Origin of the sequence: Streptomyces pseudogriseolus (genome assembly GCA_002154585.1) — a bacterium.
Taxonomy (GTDB): domain Bacteria; phylum Actinomycetota; class Actinomycetes; order Streptomycetales; family Streptomycetaceae; genus Streptomyces; species Streptomyces pseudogriseolus.
On sequence record MUNG01000112.1, the window covers coordinates 1 to 17034 of the forward strand.

Annotated in this window: 16 protein-coding genes and 2 pseudogenes; 8 read left to right on the forward strand and 10 right to left on the reverse strand. The window is 71.0% G+C overall.

Annotation, left to right across the window (positions count from 1 at the left end):
• Window positions 1–40: 40 nt before the first annotated feature.
• The 3 genes from CCN29_RS11750 to CCN29_RS11760 form a co-directional block, all read right to left on the reverse strand.
• Complete coding sequence (locus CCN29_RS11750; RefSeq protein WP_031062455.1) at window positions 41–1609, reverse strand: sodium:solute symporter family protein; 1569 nt, start codon at window positions 1607–1609, stop codon at window positions 41–43.
• A gap of 262 nt (window positions 1610–1871) precedes the next feature.
• A complete protein-coding gene (locus CCN29_RS11755) occupies window positions 1872–3773 on the reverse strand; it encodes a DUF8823 domain-containing protein (RefSeq protein WP_031021516.1) in 1902 nt (633 codons plus the stop codon).
• A gap of 133 nt (window positions 3774–3906) precedes the next feature.
• Entirely contained in the window at window positions 3907–6312 is a 2406-nt protein-coding gene (locus CCN29_RS11760; protein WP_442538329.1) for a D-alanyl-D-alanine carboxypeptidase, read from the reverse strand.
• A gap of 224 nt (window positions 6313–6536) precedes the next feature.
• On the opposite strand from CCN29_RS11760, the gene CCN29_RS11765 reads away from it, so the two are divergent.
• The 3 genes from CCN29_RS11765 to CCN29_RS11775 all read left to right on the forward strand — a co-directional run bounded on the left by CCN29_RS11765 (window position 6537) and on the right by CCN29_RS11775 (window position 8825).
• Window positions 6537–7289, forward strand: coding sequence for a GOLPH3/VPS74 family protein (locus CCN29_RS11765; RefSeq protein WP_006135733.1), 753 nt, complete (start codon window positions 6537–6539; stop codon window positions 7287–7289).
• 260 nt (window positions 7290–7549) lie between these two features.
• Complete coding sequence (locus CCN29_RS11770) at window positions 7550–8407, forward strand: helix-turn-helix domain-containing protein (protein ID WP_006135734.1); 858 nt, start codon at window positions 7550–7552, stop codon at window positions 8405–8407.
• A 226-nt stretch (window positions 8408–8633) separates the two neighbouring features.
• Window positions 8634–8825, forward strand: coding sequence for a DUF397 domain-containing protein (locus tag CCN29_RS11775; protein ID WP_086681516.1), 192 nt, complete (start codon window positions 8634–8636; stop codon window positions 8823–8825).
• A gap of 159 nt (window positions 8826–8984) precedes the next feature.
• On the opposite strand, the gene CCN29_RS11780 is transcribed toward CCN29_RS11775, so the two are convergent.
• The 3 genes from CCN29_RS11780 to CCN29_RS11790 form a co-directional block, all read right to left on the reverse strand.
• On the reverse strand, window positions 8985–9893 hold the full coding sequence (locus tag CCN29_RS11780) for a MerR family transcriptional regulator (protein WP_086681519.1): 909 nt from the start codon (window positions 9891–9893) through the stop codon (window positions 8985–8987).
• A 62-nt stretch (window positions 9894–9955) separates the two neighbouring features.
• Window positions 9956–10465, reverse strand: a complete 510-nt coding sequence (locus CCN29_RS11785; RefSeq protein ID WP_006135738.1) for a glutathione peroxidase — start codon at window positions 10463–10465, stop codon at window positions 9956–9958.
• A 238-nt stretch (window positions 10466–10703) separates the two neighbouring features.
• Window positions 10704–11390, reverse strand: coding sequence for a nucleotidyl transferase AbiEii/AbiGii toxin family protein (locus tag CCN29_RS11790; protein ID WP_031021507.1), 687 nt, complete (start codon window positions 11388–11390; stop codon window positions 10704–10706).
• A 127-nt stretch (window positions 11391–11517) separates the two neighbouring features.
• On the opposite strand from CCN29_RS11790, the gene CCN29_RS11795 reads away from it, so the two are divergent.
• The gene (locus tag CCN29_RS11795; RefSeq protein WP_086681522.1) at window positions 11518–12162 is read left to right on the forward strand and encodes a DUF4352 domain-containing protein; all 645 of its coding nucleotides are present in this window, start codon (window positions 11518–11520) and stop codon (window positions 12160–12162) included.
• Window positions 12163–12167: 5 nt separating this feature from the next.
• Here the strand turns inward: CCN29_RS11795 and CCN29_RS11800 are convergent, their stop codons facing one another.
• Window positions 12168–13202: a helix-turn-helix domain-containing protein gene (locus CCN29_RS11800; RefSeq protein WP_234315810.1), complete on the reverse strand. Its 1035-nt coding sequence runs from the start codon at window positions 13200–13202 to the stop codon at window positions 12168–12170.
• Between the two features lie 331 nt (window positions 13203–13533).
• Between CCN29_RS11800 and CCN29_RS11805 the strand changes: the two genes are divergently transcribed.
• Both CCN29_RS11805 and CCN29_RS11810 read left to right on the forward strand, forming a co-directional pair.
• Window positions 13534–13887: a hypothetical protein gene (locus tag CCN29_RS11805; protein ID WP_006135742.1), complete on the forward strand. Its 354-nt coding sequence runs from the start codon at window positions 13534–13536 to the stop codon at window positions 13885–13887.
• Between the two features lie 89 nt (window positions 13888–13976).
• Complete coding sequence (locus CCN29_RS11810) at window positions 13977–14648, forward strand: enoyl-CoA hydratase-related protein (protein WP_086681525.1); 672 nt, start codon at window positions 13977–13979, stop codon at window positions 14646–14648.
• Window positions 14649–14751: 103 nt separating this feature from the next.
• Here the strand turns inward: CCN29_RS11810 and CCN29_RS11815 are convergent, their stop codons facing one another.
• Both CCN29_RS11815 and CCN29_RS35325 read right to left on the reverse strand, forming a co-directional pair.
• A complete protein-coding gene (locus CCN29_RS11815) occupies window positions 14752–15084 on the reverse strand; it encodes a hypothetical protein (RefSeq protein WP_031062441.1) in 333 nt (110 codons plus the stop codon).
• A 182-nt stretch (window positions 15085–15266) separates the two neighbouring features.
• Window positions 15267–15356: pseudogene (locus CCN29_RS35325) on the reverse strand (Uma2 family endonuclease); the annotation flags it as partial.
• A 266-nt stretch (window positions 15357–15622) separates the two neighbouring features.
• On the opposite strand from CCN29_RS35325, the gene CCN29_RS11825 reads away from it, so the two are divergent.
• Both CCN29_RS11825 and CCN29_RS11830 read left to right on the forward strand, forming a co-directional pair.
• Window positions 15623–15913, forward strand: coding sequence for a barstar family protein (locus tag CCN29_RS11825; RefSeq protein WP_051791981.1), 291 nt, complete (start codon window positions 15623–15625; stop codon window positions 15911–15913).
• 215 nt (window positions 15914–16128) lie between these two features.
• Window positions 16129–16679 (forward strand): annotated as a pseudogene (locus CCN29_RS11830) (HAD domain-containing protein).
• A 79-nt stretch (window positions 16680–16758) separates the two neighbouring features.
• Here the strand turns inward: CCN29_RS11830 and CCN29_RS11835 are convergent.
• The gene (locus CCN29_RS11835) at window positions 16759–16959 is read right to left on the reverse strand and encodes a hypothetical protein (RefSeq protein ID WP_031062434.1); all 201 of its coding nucleotides are present in this window, start codon (window positions 16957–16959) and stop codon (window positions 16759–16761) included.
• Between the last annotated feature and the right edge of the window lie 75 nt (window positions 16960–17034).

Consider the following 17034-nt stretch of genomic DNA (forward strand, 5'->3'; position numbering starts at 1 on the left):
AGGGACGGGACGGGAAGGGGCGGCGGGGGCGAAAAACCCCCTACTCCTTCACGGCCACCCCGGCATCCCCCGCAGACGCGGGCGCCGGCGCCGGAACAACCGCACCCGACTCGTCGTCGTCCGTGTTGACCCGCTCGATGATCGCCATCCTCCCCGGAGTGTCCTCCGGCTTCACGAACCCGACCACCACATACAGCACCAGCGAAACCGCCAGCGGAATGGACACCTGGTACTCCAACGGCACCCCACCCTCCACCGACCAGTTGACCGGATAGTTCACCAGCCAGAACGCCACCAGCCCCAGCCCCCAGCTGGTCAGCGCCGCCGTCGGCCCGGACCGCCGGAACGGCCGCAGCAGCCCCAGCATCATCGGAATGGCGATCGGCCCCATCAGCCCGGCCACCCACTTGATCACCACGGTGATGATGTCCTTGAACGTCGGCGAGTCCACCTGCGTGGCCACGGCCATGGACAGCCCCAGGAACACCACGGTCGTGACCCGCGCCGCGACCAGACCCGACCGCTCGCCCCACGCCCGCGCCCGGGCGGACAGCACCGGCGCCACGTCCCGGGTGAACACGGCGGCGATCGCGTTGGCGTCCGAGGAGCACATGGCCATCGTGTGGGAGAAGAACCCGACGATGACCAGCCCCAGCAGCCCGTGCGGCAGCAGCTGCTCGGTCATCAGGGCGTAGGAGTCGGACCCGTCCGCCTTCTGCGACTCCACCAGCAGCGGCGACATCCACATCGGGAAGAACAGCACCAGCGGCCAGACCAGCCACAGCACCGCGGACAGCCGCGCGGACCGCGCCGCCTCCCGCGCGTTGGAGGTGGCCATGTACCGCTGGGCCTGGTTGAGCATCCCGCCGTTGTACTCGAACAGCTTGATGAAGAGGAACGCCAGCAGGAACACCGTGCCGTAGGGGCCGACCAGCGGCTCGCCGTGTCCTTGCAGCTCGGGCTGGTCCCACGCGCCGAGGAAGCCGCCGTGGTCGCCGAGCTCCAGCACCACCGCGACGAACATCGCGATGCCGGCCAGCAGCTGGATGACGAACTGCCCGAGTTCGGTCAGCGCGTCCGCCCACAGTCCGCCGATGGTGCAGTAGACGGCGGTGACCGCGCCGGTGATGAGGATGCCCTGGTTCAGCGAGACCCCGGTGAACACCGACAGCAGGGTGGCGATGGCCGCCCACTTCGCGCCCACGTCCACGATCTTCAGCAGCATCCCGGACCAGGCCAGCGCCTGCTGGGTGCGCAGGTCGTAGCGGTTCTTGAGGTACTCAAGCGGCGACGCCACGTGCAGCCGGGAGCGCAGCCGGTTGATCCGCGGGGCGAACAGCCGGGAGCCGATGGCGATGCCGAGGGCGATGGGGAAGGACCAGGTGACGAACGACGTGACGCCGTAGGTGTAGGCGATGCCGGCGTACCCGGTGAACATCACCGCGCTGTAGCCCGACATGTGGTGGGAGATCCCGGAGAGCCACCAGGGCATCTTGCCGCCGGCGGTGAAGAAGTCGCTGACGTTGTCCACCCGCTTGTGGGACCAGACACCGATGGCGACCATCACGGCGAAGTAGCCGATGAGCACCGCCCAGTCGAGACCGTTCATGTCCCCCCTTCCAGGGTCCGCCTTGTGAACACCGCTCAGCTGGTTGGCACTTCGCCTGAGCGGGGCAGGAACAGGGAAGGGCGCGAAGTGCCCGCTCATCGTGGGCACTGTGGCGGGAGCACGACAAGAAAACGACAGGTCAAGAGACGGTAAAAACGTTCGTTGCGCTGACTGGCGTTCAGTGTCCTGAACGCGACGGCGACAAGAGAAGGCCCCGGAGAACCTTCCCCGGGGCCGGACTCAGCAGGAACTCAACAGGACGTCAGCGCAGCTCCTCCGGGCAGGGCGTCCCCCGCTCACCCCACTTGTACGGGGCCGCCAGCCGGTACGTCCCCGCCTCGGGCGCCAGCAGCACCGTCCACTGGTCGCCGTTGGCGTCCTCCTCCGTCTCCATCAGGCAGCCGTGCACGTTGTCGAACGTCTTCGGCTCGTCCTCCGGGCGGTTCTCGGACTCCTCCGTCTCCTGGGGCGGGTCCAGCGCCTTGCCCTCGGCGTCGACCAGACCCAGCCACGGCGAGTACGGCACCCGGATGAGGATCCGGCCCGGCTTCTCCACCCGCAGCGTCCACTCGCCCTGCTCGGCGCGCTCCACGACCGTGTTGGGCTCCGCCAGCGGGGTCGGCGCCTGCACCTCGAACAGTTGCCAGTTGGCGTCGCCCCACACCTGCTTCAGATACGGCAGCCCGCGCTGCACCAGCTCCCGCTCGCGCTGGCCGCCGTCGCCGTCCGGCTCGTCCTTCGGCAGCACCACGTAGTGCACGCCCCAGCGCTTCAGCCACTCGTGGTAGTTGGCCGCGTTGAGGGTGTCGTCGTAGAAGAGCGGGTTGCGCTCCATGTCGGCCTGGCGGTTCCAGCCGCGCGCCAGGTTCACGTACGGCGCCAGCGCGGACGCCTCGCGGTGCGAGCGGGCCGGGACGACCTCCACCCGGCCCTGCTCGGCGCCGACCTCCTGGAGCTCGTTCACCAGCGGCGCCAGCTCACGCGCCCAGGACGCGGCGGGCGTCGTGTTCACCACGTCGTTCACCGACTTCACGCCGATCCAGCAGGTGAAGCCGACCACGGCGACGACCAGCGCGTACCACTTGCGGGACCGGGGCTCGGCGAACGGCAGCGCCGCCACGAGCACCACCCCGCCGAAGAGCATGGCGAGACGGGTCATGTTCGACCCGATCTGCGAGCTGATCAGCCAGACCAGCACCACCCCGAGCCCGTACACCGCGGCCGTGATCCGTACCGTCTTCCAGTCCTTCGGTACCAGGACGTACACCAGCACCGAGTACACCAGCGGCAGCACCACCGAGCCGAACCCCATCGGCTGCGTGCCGGAGAACGGGAACAGCCACGCCGACACCGCGACCACCGCGCTGGGCGCGAGCCCCAGCGCCCAGGCCCCCGGCCGCCGCTTCTGGAGGAACAGCGCCACCGCGACCAGGCCCACGAACAGGCCCGCGACCGGCGAGGCCATCGTCGCGAGCGCCGCCAGCGGAGCCGCGCACAGCGCCTTCGCCCAGCGCTTGTACCGCCACCGGTACGGCCAGCAGAAGACGACCGCGACCGCGCCGAGCCCGAACATCGTCCCCAGCCCGTACGTCACCCGGCCGGACGCGGCGTTGCACAGCAGCGCGAAGACGCCCGCGAGCGCGGCCCACAGCGGGTTGCGCACGGACCGGCTGCGCATCAGCACCAGCGTGAGCAGACCCGCCGCCACCGTGCCGGCGATCATCATCGTGGTTCGCACGCCGAGCAGCGACATCAGGTACGGCGACACCACGCTGTACGACACCGGGTGCATGCCGCCGTACCAGGCCAGGTTGTACGCGGAGTCGGGGTGCCGGCCCACGAACTCGGCCCACGCGTCCTGCGCGGCGAGGTCGCCGCCGCTGTTCGCGAAGGTGAAGAACCAGACGACGTGCAGCAGCCCGGACAGGGCGGTGACCGACAGCACGGGGTGGCGCAGCATGCGCTCGCGCACGGCGAGGACGGCGGACGTCATCCGGCCGCGCCGGCCCGGGGGGTCACCACCCGGAGGGGCGCCGGGAGGCGCGTCCCCGTCCGGCGTCTTGTCCGGGGCGCGCCCGGGTTCGTGCTCCGATGCGGGTATTCGCGGGCCGGCCTCCGGGCCCGGGTGCGCGTCGTCGGCGCGTGTCGGCTCCGCTGTCGCCACCTTCGGCACTCCCCGTGTTCCCGTTCATCGCCCGTTCACTGCCCGTTTCGTGACGCTAGCACGCACCCCGCGGACCGTCCGCCCGGGTGGGCGGCGGCCCGCGGGGTGCGGCCCTCGTCGATCAGCCGCCGGGTCAGGCGACCCGGGTCAGCTTGTCCGTGAAGCCGGGCTCCACGAGGTCCGCCTGCAGAGCGACCGGCACCTTGACGGCCCCGTTCTCGCCGTCACCCACGGTGAGCGTGCCGACCTTGGTCCCGGCCTTCGCCGTGTGCGGCAGCTCCGTCCCGGCGAACGTCAGCTTCACCTCGAGCCCCGCCCAGCCGACGGCCTTGACGTCCTCGGTGACGGCGACGGGCGTACGGCCGCCGAGACCGTCGTCCGCGTACCCGACGACGGTGCCCTTCTTCAGGATGGTCGCCGAGGTCAGCGCATCCTGGGCGGCGCGCAGCGCGGGCTTGCTGACCTCGTTGACCGTGTCCAGGATCGACGGGCCCTTGTGCTGGCCGAGGATCGCGCCGACGACGGTGACCTCCTGGCCGCTTACCTCCTTGCGGGCGGCGAAGAGCAGGTTGCCGCCGGCCTTGGTGGTGGAGCCGGTCTTGATGCCGATCGCGCCCATCGTGTAGGGCAGCTCGTTGTAGTTGCTCCAGTACTGCCCGCTCGGGTCCGTCCAGCTGGCCGCGCTGGTGATGGCCACCATGGCCGGGTTCCTCATGGCCACGATGCCGAGCTTCGTCTGGTCCTCGGCGGTGGAGACGGTGGTCTCCTTCAGCCCCGAGGGGTCGGTGTACGTCGTGTTGGTCATCCCGAGCTCCTTGGCGGTGTCGTTCATCTTCTTGACGAACGCCTCCTCGGAGCCCGCGTCCCAGCGCGCCAGCAGACGCGCGATGTTGTTCGCGGACGGAATCATGACGGCCGACAGCGCCTGCTTCTCGGTGAGGAAGTCACCGGCCTTGACGGTGTTGAGCGTGGACTCGCCGGCCTTGTCGTAGCCGCCCTCCTCCTCCGCCTTCGCGTCGACCTCGATCTTCGGGCCTTCCTCACCCGGCTTCAGCGGGTGGTCGCGCAGGATGATGTACGCCGTCATGGTCTTGGCGACCGAGCCGATGGCGACCGGCTCCTGCTCACCGAAGTGGTCCATCGTGCCGATGCCGTCGCCGCTCATCCACCCCTGCCCCTCGTCCGGCCAGGGCAGCTTCACCTGGTCGCCGTCGAAGATGTGGGTGTCCTCCGCGGTGAGCACCAGGGTGGGCGCCGGAAGCGGCCGGACGTTCTGCACGACCGCGAAGACGATCAGCAGCAGGAGTACCAGCGGCGTCCAGATCTTGATCCGCCGCACGGCCGTCCGCAGCGGGGTCTGCGGGGGCGGCGGGGTGTTGGTCAGCTCGGCCAGCAGATCCAGCGGCGGCTTCGGCGGCAACGGCTGCTGCGTCGTCCGCTCCGGGCCGACCTGCGGCAGGAACGTCGTCGACTCGGCCGCCGCGGGCCCGCCCTGACGCGGCGTCTGCCGTATGGCGGGGTCGTCCTTGAGCGCGACGAACTTGCTGGTCCGCTCGGCCTCGGGGGCGCCGGTGCGGTTGCGGGCGGCCGCGTCGCCCACCTTGAGCATGGTGGTCGGCTGATCGACCCCCGACTCGGCGGGCCGCGGCGCCCGGAAGACGGCGGTGGGCTGATCGACGGGGGAGTCGGCGGCCTTGTCGCCGTCCTTGGCGGTGGCCTTGGCGTTTCCGCCCTTGTCGTCGTCGCCGTCGCTGTCGTCGTCCTCGGCCTTGTCAACCGTGGCATCGGTGCCGGCGGCCTTGGCATCCGCGGCCTTGTCCTCGTCGGCGTCGTCCTCGGCGCCCTTGGCGTCGCCGGCCTCGGTCTGACGCCCGTTGCTGCCTTCGGCGTCGTCGCCATCGCGGGTCTCGCCCTCGCGGGTCTCGCCCTTCGGGCTCTCACCCTTCGGGCTCTCACCCTTCGGGCCCTCGCCCTCGGTCGCCTCGTCGGACGCGTCGTCACCGGCGGCTTCGCCCTTGCCGCCGGCGTCCTCGTCGCCCGCCGCGGCCTCCTCCTCCGCGTCGGACGCCGCCTCCGGCTCATCCGAGTCCGAGTCGTCCCCCGGGTCCTCGGCGCCGGCCTCCGCGTCCTTGGACGCCTCCTCCGCCTCCTCCGGCTCCGCCGACCGCACCCACGTCGCGACGGCCTCCCGCAGACGCCCGTCACCGTTCCCCGCGCCCTCGCCAGGACCGCCGGCGTCGCCGTCGACGGGTGCGTCATCCGTACCCGACTCACCCTCCGGTTCGGAGGCCGAGGCCTCCCGAACCGTCAGCACGCGCGTCGCCGTGTCGCCCTTCCCCCGGCCCTCGGCGGACCCCGAGTCGGACCCGGACCCGGCCCCGGAGCCGGCGGCACGCTCCTTCTCCCGCTCACGGGCCACCGCGAGGCGGGGATCCTGCTTCTCGGGAACCGGCCCGGCGCTCCCCGACGTCTGTTCTGCCGACGACTCGCGCTGCTTCGACCTGTCGGGGGACTCGCCCGCCACCGATGCCTCCTCCATGTGCCGCACGCCCCGCGTGCCGCCAACCGAACCGTGAACCGCCCGCCCGTGACACCGCTAAGAAGCGCTGTCCGAACCATGTACCAGTGTCCTGTGTGCGGGCTTACCCCACGCGGTAGACGAGAACGACATACCTACCGGTTCCACTACGAACCGGTCACGCACCCTCGACAGACCAATGTGAGAGGGGTCACCCTGTCATTCATCCACGCGGGGAGGCATGGATGGGCAGGAGCCGCAGAACACTTCCGGAGGAGCTTCTGCTGCTGGCGTTGGACCCGGCCACGGGTACCACTGCACAGCCGCAGTCGCTCGACCTCGGTCTGGCCGGAGCACAGCTAGTGGAGCTGGCGCTGGCCGGACGGATAGCCCCAGACGGGGATCGTATCGCCGTGGTGGTGCCACGGCCGACTGGAGACCCGACACTGGACAGCGCACTGGAGTTGCTGCGAAGGCGCGGCGCCCCCGTGCGGGCCGTCCACTGGATCGGCGGGCCCCGACTCGGGCTCCGCCAGACCTACCTCTCGCATCTGGAGCGGTGCGGCATGGTGCACGCCGTGGCCGGCCAGATGTGCGGGGTCTTGCCGACGACCCGGTACCAGGCGACGGACACCGAGATCAGCCGGGAGATCAGGGCCCGGCTGGACTCCGCGATCCGTACCGGCGTACCGCCGGACCCGCGGACGGCGGCGCTCGCCGCGCTGGCGCACGCGGTGGGCCTCGGCAAGCACCTGTACCCGGGGAACGAGGGTCGCTCCTCGCGCTCCCGGCTGCGGGACCTGATCCGGCACGACCCGATGGGCGGACTCGTCGCGCACGCGGTGATGGACGTCCAGAACGGCGTCGCGGCCCAGCCGCGCCGCAGCTCCGCACCGGCGGGCCGGCAGGCCCCCGGCGGCAGGGGCGCGCCGGAACCCGCACGCGGCGTCCCGGCGCAGCCACACCGCGGATCCATGGCACGCGCCGCCGCCCACTGACCCGGTCACGGGAGCCGCTGTCCGAGCGGGGCGGAGAGAACACACGGGCTCTCTCCGCCCCGCTCGGCGTGCCCGCGGGGCCGTAACCTGGCGTGTACCGGTCGTATATCCACCATTTCCCAGCGGTAGTACGCACGTTGGTGGCAGTCTGCTCATCGAGCAGACACAGAAAGTGGCACGTACGAAGTCCAGGTACACCGCGCAAGCAAGTACATCGTGCAGGTACAAGTACGAGGCACGCAGCCGGAGGTGCACGTCCCGTGGCGTCCAATGTCAATCCCACCGTCCGGCGGCGCCGGCTCGGCCAGGAGCTGCGCCGGCTCCGTGAGCTGAAGGGCATGACGGCCGAGGAGGTCGCGGAGCGGCTGCTGGTGTCGCAGTCGAAGATCAGCCGGCTGGAGAACGGCCGCCGCAGCATCAGCCAGCGCGACGTGCGCGACCTGTGCGGGGTGTACGAGGTCGAGGACCAGCGGATCGTCGACTCGCTGATGCAGATGGCCAAGGACTCCCGCCAGCAGGGCTGGTGGCACGCGTTCGGCGACATCCCGTACAGCGTCTACATCGGTCTGGAGACGGACGCGGAGTCGCTGCGGGTGTACGAGCCGCAGATCATCACCGGCCTGCTCCAGACCCGCGCGTACGCGGAGGCGATCGTGCAGGGCGGCTCGCCGGAGTCCAGCGAGCAGGAGAACGACAAGCGGGTGGAGGTGCGGCTGCGCCGGCAGAGCCGGATCACCGCCGAACAGGACCCGCTGCGGCTGTGGGTGGTGCTCGACGAGGCCGCGCTGCACCGCGTCGTCGGCAGCCGTCAGGTGATGCGCGAGCAGCTCGAGCACGTCCTGGAGCTGAGCCAGCTGCCGCACGTCACCGTGCAGGTGCTGCCGTTCGAGGTCGGCGCGCACGCGGGCATCAACGGCCAGTACTCCATCCTGGAGTTCGCCGACGCGGCCGACTCCAGCGTCGTCTACATCGAGGGCGTCACCAGCGACCTGTACCTGGAGAAGCCGCACGACGTGCAGAAGTACACGGTGATGTACGAGCACCTGAGGGCGCAGTCGCTGAACGTGGAGCAGTCACGGCGGCTGGTGGAGCGGCTCGCGAAGGAGTACGCGCGGTGAACTCCCGCTACTGAAGCGCCGGATGATACACCGGAGCCAGCTAGGACTGGAAGTCCCGCCTGGAATATGCCACCTGGTCGAGTGAACGGCCACTCCGGACGACGAGGGTGACGAGTAGCGTCGATCACGCCAACCCAGCACCGACGGTTGGCGCAATCCGTTCTGCGGTCCACGCCGGAATGCGCAGGCCGGTGACAGCAACTCAGCATCTGGCTACGGAGCGAACATGGCAATTCGTCTGGGCGCCACGGAAACGTGGACGACGTCCTCCTACACCAACAACAACGGCGCCTGCGTGATGGTCAGGTCGACCACCGAGGAGGCGCTGGAGCTCGGGGACACAAAGATCCCCGAGGGGCCGAAGCTGGCGTTCCCGGCCGACGCGTGGTACGCCTTCGTGACCTCGGTCAAGTCCTAGCGCCCCGGCGCAGGCACCGGCACACCACCGACAGGCCCTCTCGACGAGTCCGCCGTCCTTGCCGAGAGGGCCGGCTCGCGCCTCACGCCTCCGGCGGGACGAGGACACGGCCGGCCGCAGGAACCCCGCGACCGGCCGCACGCGTCCAGGCCCGCGGGCTCAGCCCGCCGTGATCCCCGGTTCCGCCTCCGCCTCCGCGACCGTCACCGGGAAGGCGACGTCGCACACCAGGTCCTCCGGGCCCGCCGCGTCCCAGTCCGCGAAGTAGATCTCCCGGCAGGGCCCCGCGTACGTCAGCCCCCGCTCCCGCATCCACTCCTCCACCGCCTCGAACGCGGCCAGGATCTGCGGATGCGCGACCTGCGCCTTGGCGATCCGGGTGCGGGCCAGCCGCATCGCCGGCTCCACCCGCACCGTCGTCCCCCGGGCCCGGCCCCGCTCCGCGGCCCAGGCGCGGGCCGCCGCCGCGTCGGCGACCGGCACGCACGCCTCCGCGGGCCCGTCGCTCTCCACCGACACCTCGGAGTGGTAGACGACGAACGGCGACCCGGTCACCCCGCCGCAGGCGCGGGCGCCCTCCTCCAGCCGCCCCAGCGACGCGCCGATCCACGCCGGCAGCTCGTCCGCCAGGATGTGCCGCGACTCGGTGATCACCACCTGCTCCGGCACGTCGACCGTCTCCACCGTGAACTTCCCGTACATCTCGAGGCTCCTCCCCGACAACCGTCCACGGAGATAGCCGGCGAGCGTCCGCCTCGAGGCGTGCCGCGCCTCGACGTCGGCCCAGTACGCGTCCAGCCGGCGCGCCTGCGCCGCCCCGTCGCCCGCGTCCACCACCTTGGCGATCCGCGCCAGCGGCATGTCCAGCTGCCGCAACAGCGCCACCAGCCGGGCCCGTTCCACCTGGTCCGCCCGGTAGTACCGGTAGCCGGTGTCCGCGTCGACCCGCGCCGGCGCCAGCAGCCCCAGCCGGTCGTACAACCGCAGCGCCTTGGCCGACAGGCGGCTACGGGCCGCGAACGCCCCGATGGAGAGCAGTTCCTCGTCCACGTCGACAGTCTCCGTCACCGGGCGGTCCCTCCGCCCGGTGACGCAGACGCTCTCCCTTGACCCAAGGGCAAGGTCAACCGTCAGCCCAGAGCCTTCTCCACGGCCGCCACGACCTCCGCCGACTCCGGCTCGGTCTGCGGCGAGAACCGGGCCACGACGGCGCCGTCCCGGCCGACGAGGAACTTCTCGAAGTTCCAGCGGATGTCCCCGCTGTGCCCCTCGGCGTCGGCGAAGCCCGTCAGCCGCTCGTACAGCGGGTGCCGGCCGTCGCCGTTCACCTCGACCTTCTCGGTCATCGGGAACGTCACCCCGTACGTCGCCGAGCAGAACTCGGCGATCTCCTCCGCGGAGCCCGGCTCCTGCCCCAGGAACTGGTTGCAGGGCACACCGAGCACGGTGAACCCGCGCTCCGCGTACCGCTCGTGCAGCCGCTCCAGACCCTCGTACTGCGGGGTCAGCCCGCACTTGGAGGCCACGTTCACGACGAGCACGGCACGGCCCGCGTACTGGGAGAGGTCGGCCGGGCCGCCGGTCAGGGCGCCGATCTCGACGTCGAGCGGCGAGGCGCTGGTGTTCTCGGTAGTCGTCATGGGCCCGACCCTAGCTCCGCGCCCTGACGATCCCCTGACCGCCCTGACGATAATCCGCCGCTCGCGGGGTCGCCGGGCCTTCAGCCCCGGGGCCGCCGGACTCCCAGTCCCTGGGGCCGCGGACCCTCAGTCCCTGGGGCCGCCGGGCCCTCAGTCCCCGGGGCTGCCGGGCCCCCGATCCCTGGGGCCGCGGACCCTCAGTCCCCGGGGCCGCCGCGCCCCTACTCCGCGGCCGCCCCTACTCCTCGGGGTCCTCGCCCTCCACCAGCCGCTCCGCGATGTCCTCCGCCCAGGCCAGCGCCCAGCGCCGCAGCTCCTCGATCGCGGGCGCGTCCAGCCCCTGCGCGCGGAAACCCCGGTCGTCGAGCCACTCCGTGCCGGTCAGCCGGGACTGCAACTCGGCCAGGTCGAAGGTGTCCGGCGCGTGCCGGCGCCCCAGCTCCTCCAATTCGGCCGGACTCCACCGGTCCGCGGCCGCGTGCACGTCCACCAGGTCACGCGGCAGCCCGCGGTCCGCCAGCGCCCGCACCCGCGTACCGACCAGATCCGCCAGCGCCAGCGCCGGACCGGCCGCGGTCGTCACCGGCGGCCGCCACAGCACCTCCTTGCGCAGATCGACCCGCCACCGCGCCCCGGACGCCTCGTCCGTCACGACCAGCCGCGCCGCCAGCGGGTCGGCCACCGGCGCCTCGACCGCCCACCCGCGCCCTTCCAACCCCGCCCGCACCGCCCCGGCGATCCCGGCCATGTCCGCGGGATGCTCGGTGGCCAGATCCACCCCCTCGCTCACGCGCGCCTCGACCAGCCCGTGCGCCCGTACGGCCTCCCCGCCGGCCAGCACCAGGCCGTACGGCGCCCCGACGGCGAGCAGATCGCCCGTCAGCCGCCCGTGCACGGCGTCCACGCCGAGAGGAGGTGAGGTCATGCCCCGATTATCGCGGCGGGGACGCTCCGCCACGATCGGGTGAATCCGTCCGGTACGGGGCAACTGCTCGCATACCTCGCAGGTCATCTACGCGCACGAAGCGAACGACCAGGAGGGATCCAGCACGGTGACCCAGCCGGACGACCCGAACCAGCAGCCGCCCCACGCCAACCAGCAGCCGCCCCACGCGAATCAGCAGCCGTACCCGCAGCCTCCGGGGTACGGCTTCCCGGGCACCCCGCCCCCGCCGCCCCGGAGGAAGGGCCGCTTCCTGAAGGTCGCGGGCCTCGGCTGCGCGGGCGCGCTCGGCCTCGTCGTCCTGATCGCCGCGCTGTCGGCGAGCGGCGGCGGCTCCGACGACGGCGGGAACACGGCCGCCGACTCCTCCGCCGGTACGGAGGAGAAGGGCCCGGACACGAAGAAGAAGGCGTCCGAGCAGGCCGACGGCCCGGTGAAGCTCACCGCGGAACCCGCGGAGTTCAGCAAGAGCGTCCTGGCCGACGGCAGCGACTACACCAGCGTGCGGGTCACCGTCGCCAACGACGGTGACGACGAGGTGAGCGTGAACCCGCTCTACTTCGCGATCACCGACACCGGCGGCACCAAGCACACCGTCGAACTCGGCGTGGACGAGGAGCAGATCGACACGGTGGACCTCGCCCCGGGCGAGAACATCTCCGGCACCGTCACCGGCAAGGGCACCTTCACGCCGCAGTACGTGACCTACACCGACGGCCTGCTGGGCGACCCGGTGCGCGTGGACGTCTCCTGAGGCCGTCAGTCCGGCCGTACGACGACGTACTGGTCCAGGGAGCCCGCCGCGTCCGCACAGGGCTCCTGGACGGCCTCCACACCCTCGGCGACCGAGTCGTCGGCGGTGCCCACGCACTGCGCGCCCGGCACCGTACGGAGCCGGTAGGCGCCGGGGGCGCCGGAGCCCTCGGGGGCGGGCTCGGGCCGGAACAGGGTGGCGTTGGCGCAGTCGTCGCGCGGTTCGAGCATGCCCTTCACCGGGCCGGTGTCCATGACGGTCAGACACCCCTTGCCCAGCTCCGGATGGTGCCACTGGACGCGGTACAGCCCCGCACCGGCCGGCTCCAGATACGTACGCGGCACGGGGACCTCGGCGCAGGGCAGGTGCACGGCGACGGCGCTGCCGTAGACGCCGCGGCGGTCCCGTCCGTCCGTGAGGCACAGGTCGGTCCGTCCGGCGGGCCGGATGGTGACCCAGCCGTCGACGGGAGCCTGCCGCTCGCCCTTGGCGACGGGGATGTCGTCGGAGGCGCCGTCCCGCGGGTCCTCCGCCCGGGACTGCCAGGCCCGGACGCCGGCGCCGGCGACGAGGAGGAGGGCGACGGCGGCGAGCGCGAGCAGGGACTGCCGTCGCCGCCGTGGCGTCCTGGCCACAGCGTCCTCGCCGACCTGATCCACCGCACTCACCTCCTCGTGTCCGTCGCGCGGCGCGGGAGCGGACGAGGGAGGGGACGCGGACGCGGCCGGTGCCGGCTCAGGCGTGCCGCCGGCCCGTCCGCCCCCCTCCGCGATCCTCTCCCTGGCGTCCAGCCAGTCCCCGACCCGCTGTCCGTCCCCGCAGGCGCGCACGAAGGCGGCCAGGACATCGGGCCGGGGCAGACGGTCACGCCGGAGAACGTCGGCCAGGGTGCTGCGCGCCAGCACGTCCCCGTTCCGGCCGGCCTGCTCCTCCAGCTCGCGAAAGGTCATCCCCGACAGCTCCTTGAGCCGCCTCATCGACTCGACGAAACCGGCGGCATCCTCGGCCGCGTACGGAGACAACTCACGCAAGTTCCCCATGCGTGCCATCTTGCTGCGGTCGTTGCACGCTGAACAACGGGGAAACCCGCCATGCCTGATCCGCATGCCCGACCCGCATGCACGATCCACATGCCGGGCCCCCGCAGCCGTGTGCGCGCCGACCCGTCGCGGGGTGCCGGGCCGCGGTCTCCCCCTCGCCACGGCCCGTGCCCCCCGACACCGACGACTGTGCCGACCGCGCCGGCCGAGATCAACAGGAAACCTTGTCCCGGACAACCGTCCCCTTGTCCGGGCAGGTCAAAGGCGTGCGAGGCCCGTGTCCCGGACAGCGGGGACGTGCCGCAGGGCGCCCCCGCATAGAATCCGGGCCATGGTGAAGCCCGACGAGCTGATCGTAGACATCGCAGCCCGCGTGGAAGCGGGGCAGAGCAGTCAGATGTCTCTGACCGTGGTCACCGGTGGTGCCGTCATCACCGGCCGGCTGGCGCCCGAATCCGTGTGGCGGAAGAGGGTCGCGGAGGTACTGAAGGACTCGGACCGGCTCGGCGAGTTCGCCTCCGTCTTCGACTCCCCGGTGAAGCGGGAGGGCCCGCCCACCCACCTCCATTTCCACGTCGCCCGGATCATCCAGGGCACGGTCGGCGTCCCGGAGACGGGCGGCATGTACCGGGTGGCGATCGAGGACGTCAGCGCGTGGACGGTGGGCGACTTCAGCTACTCGTGACGTACGCCGGCGTCCGGCGGTGTCTTGCGTTCCCTGCACCGGCCCCTTAAGTTACCGACCAGTAGGCCACAGGTGAACGGAGCGCCGCCATGCCCACGCTGGACCGCCACGAGAACGTCTTCGTCCTCGACCTGGGAGACGGCGAGAACCGCTTCCACCCCGACTGGATCACCGCGGTCGGTGCCGCGTTCGACGAGGTGGAGAAGGCGGAGGGCCCGCGCGCCCTGGTGACGGCGGCGACGGGCAAGTTCTGGTCCAACGGCCTGGACCTGGAGTGGCTGTTCGCCCACGCGGACGCCTACCACGACTACGTGGTCTCCGTGCACGAACTGTTCGCGCGGCTGCTGTCGCTGCCGGTGGTGACGGTGGCCGCGCTCCAGGGCCACACGTTCGCGGCCGGGGCGATGCTGTCCCTGGCCCACGACTTCCGCGTGATGCGCGCCGACCGCGGCTACTGGTGCCTCCCGGAGGCGGACATCGACATCCCGTTCACCCCGGGCATGTCGGCCCTGATCCGCGCCCGCCTGACCCCGCAGACGGCGCACGAGGCGATGACGACGGCGCGGCGGTACGGGGGCGTGGACGCGGCGGCGGCGTCGATCGTGGACCGCGCGGTTCCGGAGACGGAGGTCCGCCCCACGGCCCTGTCCCTGGCTGAGTCCCTGACCGGCAAGGCGGGCAACACCCTGGGCACGATCAAGTCCCGCCTGTACACCGAGGTCCTGACGACCCTGAGGGACAGGACGAACCCGCTGGGCTGAGACGCCGCACGGAGGGGTCCCGGACCGTACCGGCCCGGGACCCTCACGCCTGCGAATGCCCGCTGATGCCGAGGGCTCCGTAGGCGCGTCATCGGGTGCGCCCTCAACCGGAGAGCAGAGCCTTCCCGGCCGCGACGACGGGCAGGCCGACCTCGCCGACCAGGGCGGCGATGCCGGAGATGCGCTGCACGAGGGTGCGCCGGCGTTCCGGGGAGGTCTCCTCGGTGATGGCGCCGGCGGCGGCGTCCACCTCGGCCCGGTCCGCCGCGTCCAAGTGCGGGCGGAGCCGCTCGATTTCGGTGAGCAGGGCCTGGAGCGCCGGCCCTGCCTCGGTCACGCCGACGTTCTTGCCGCCGGTCACGATGTCCCCGGACCCGGTGTGCTCGGCCTTGCCGATGCTGCCCGCCCCGTACTGCTGGATGTGGTCCCCGCTCATGACGCCTGAATGCCCCCGCTGCCGCTGTGCTGTGCCTTGCCGATGCTGCCCGAGCCGTACTGCTTGATGAGGTCACCGCCCACCGCGTGCTCCACGTTGATGATCATCTGGGCGATCTCGGGGTTGCCGATCGCCTTGGTGATCTCGTGGATCAGCTGGTGAATTTTCCTCCTGCCGGGTGGCAGTAGCACGTGCTCAGGACGGGTCGGGGTGACGTCGATCGTGTCCGCGCGGTAGACGACGACGTCCGGGCGGCGATTGGATGTGCTCACGCATCCACGCGGGGACCACCGCCTCAGCCGTCATGAGGCATCTCCCGGACACTGTGCGGCGAGCCCAATTCCCTGGGTTGAGCGTACTGTCGGCCGCACCCCGCCAGGACGTGTGTGGCCCGAGACCGATGCCGGCCTGATCAGTACCATGAAGCGGTTCAAGCAGCCGTGCAGGCGACTGCGCCTCGCCGACGACGAGCCGTACGTGACCAACGACAGCTACAGGTTCGTCGACGGTCGGCACCCACCAGAAGACCCAGGCCGTGATGACGGACGAAACAGACGGAACAAACGAGGCGGAACCCACGGTCCCCAGCTCGCTGGTCATCGACCTGGTCGAGGTACGGGACGCTGAGGCACTCCAACGGCTCCTTCCACGAAGCCTGATGTTCCCCGACTTCTACGGCCGGAACTGGAACGCCTTCTGGGACGCGATCACCGGCCTCGTCGACCTGCCGCACGAACTGACCTTCACCGGATGGACCGCCTTTTCGGCGAACCTGCCGACGGAGGCCCGCAACCTGCGTGAACTCCTGGACCGTTACCTCAGCACATAGGGCGAGTCCTTCGCGGCCTCGCACCGCATTTGCTACCAGTAACACCGCCTCACTGCGCCCTGTAGTGCCGCTTGCCGCTCCTTACGTATGGAGCGCGTGGGTGACTCTCCGCCGGCTCCGACGATCGCCCCCCGGACGACAAATCCAAGGCTGCTTGACGATCGCGCAGTTACGCTGACCGGGGCAGTCCACAGTGCACAGATTCGGGGGAAGCCGTGAACCGACCACTGCTGTTCCTCGACGTGGACGGGCCGCTCAACCCATACGCGGCCAAGCCGCAAAGGCGTCCCGACGGCTACACCACACTCAGATTCCCCGGAACAACGCTGATGAGGTCGACATGGGCCTCTCGTTCCGACCACGTCCCCTACGTGTCTGGCTCAACCCGGACCACGGACGCATCCTGCTCCAGCTCGGCTTCGAGCTGTGCTGGGCCACCACATGGATGGATGATGCCAACCGGTGGATCGCACCGGTCCTCGGTCTTCCTGAACTCCCTTACGTGGACTTCGGCGACGCCCTACTCCAGGAACGTCCGGATGGAATCCACTGGAAGACCGGGCCGCTGGTGGACTACGCGGGCGGTCGTCCGTTCGCCTGGGTGGACGACGAGCTGAGCGAGCGGGACCAAACGTACGTGACCGCTCACCACCAAGGACCCGTGCTCCTCCACCACGTCAATCCGCGGATCGGCCTGCGGGAGAACGACTTCCACGCACTCGCCGACCACGCCCGGTCCCTGAACACCTCACACACCACCGGCTGAGCAGCACACCACGCCAACGGTGCCGTTCAGGCTGCTGTGCACCGCCGTGGTGCAGCACCGTCGATGTCAGCCTCTGATGTCACCGGAACTGGTCGGGCACCGGGCAAGCTTCCAGCGGCTCCTCCGGCCGGTCGGCCCATCGCCACCAGACATGCAGACCGGTGCACCTCCACAGGATCCGGCAGGTCCGCTGGCCGTCGTGCTCCCGCTTGACGAGGACGAAGCCACCGGACTCCATGGGCCGGCCGCACTCGGGACAGGACGCGGCGTCGTCGGTCATGTGGCGCACCAGGAGTTCGATCGGCAGTCTTGTGCGGCACCAAGCCAGCTCCCTGTATCAGGGTGTTGCTTGTAC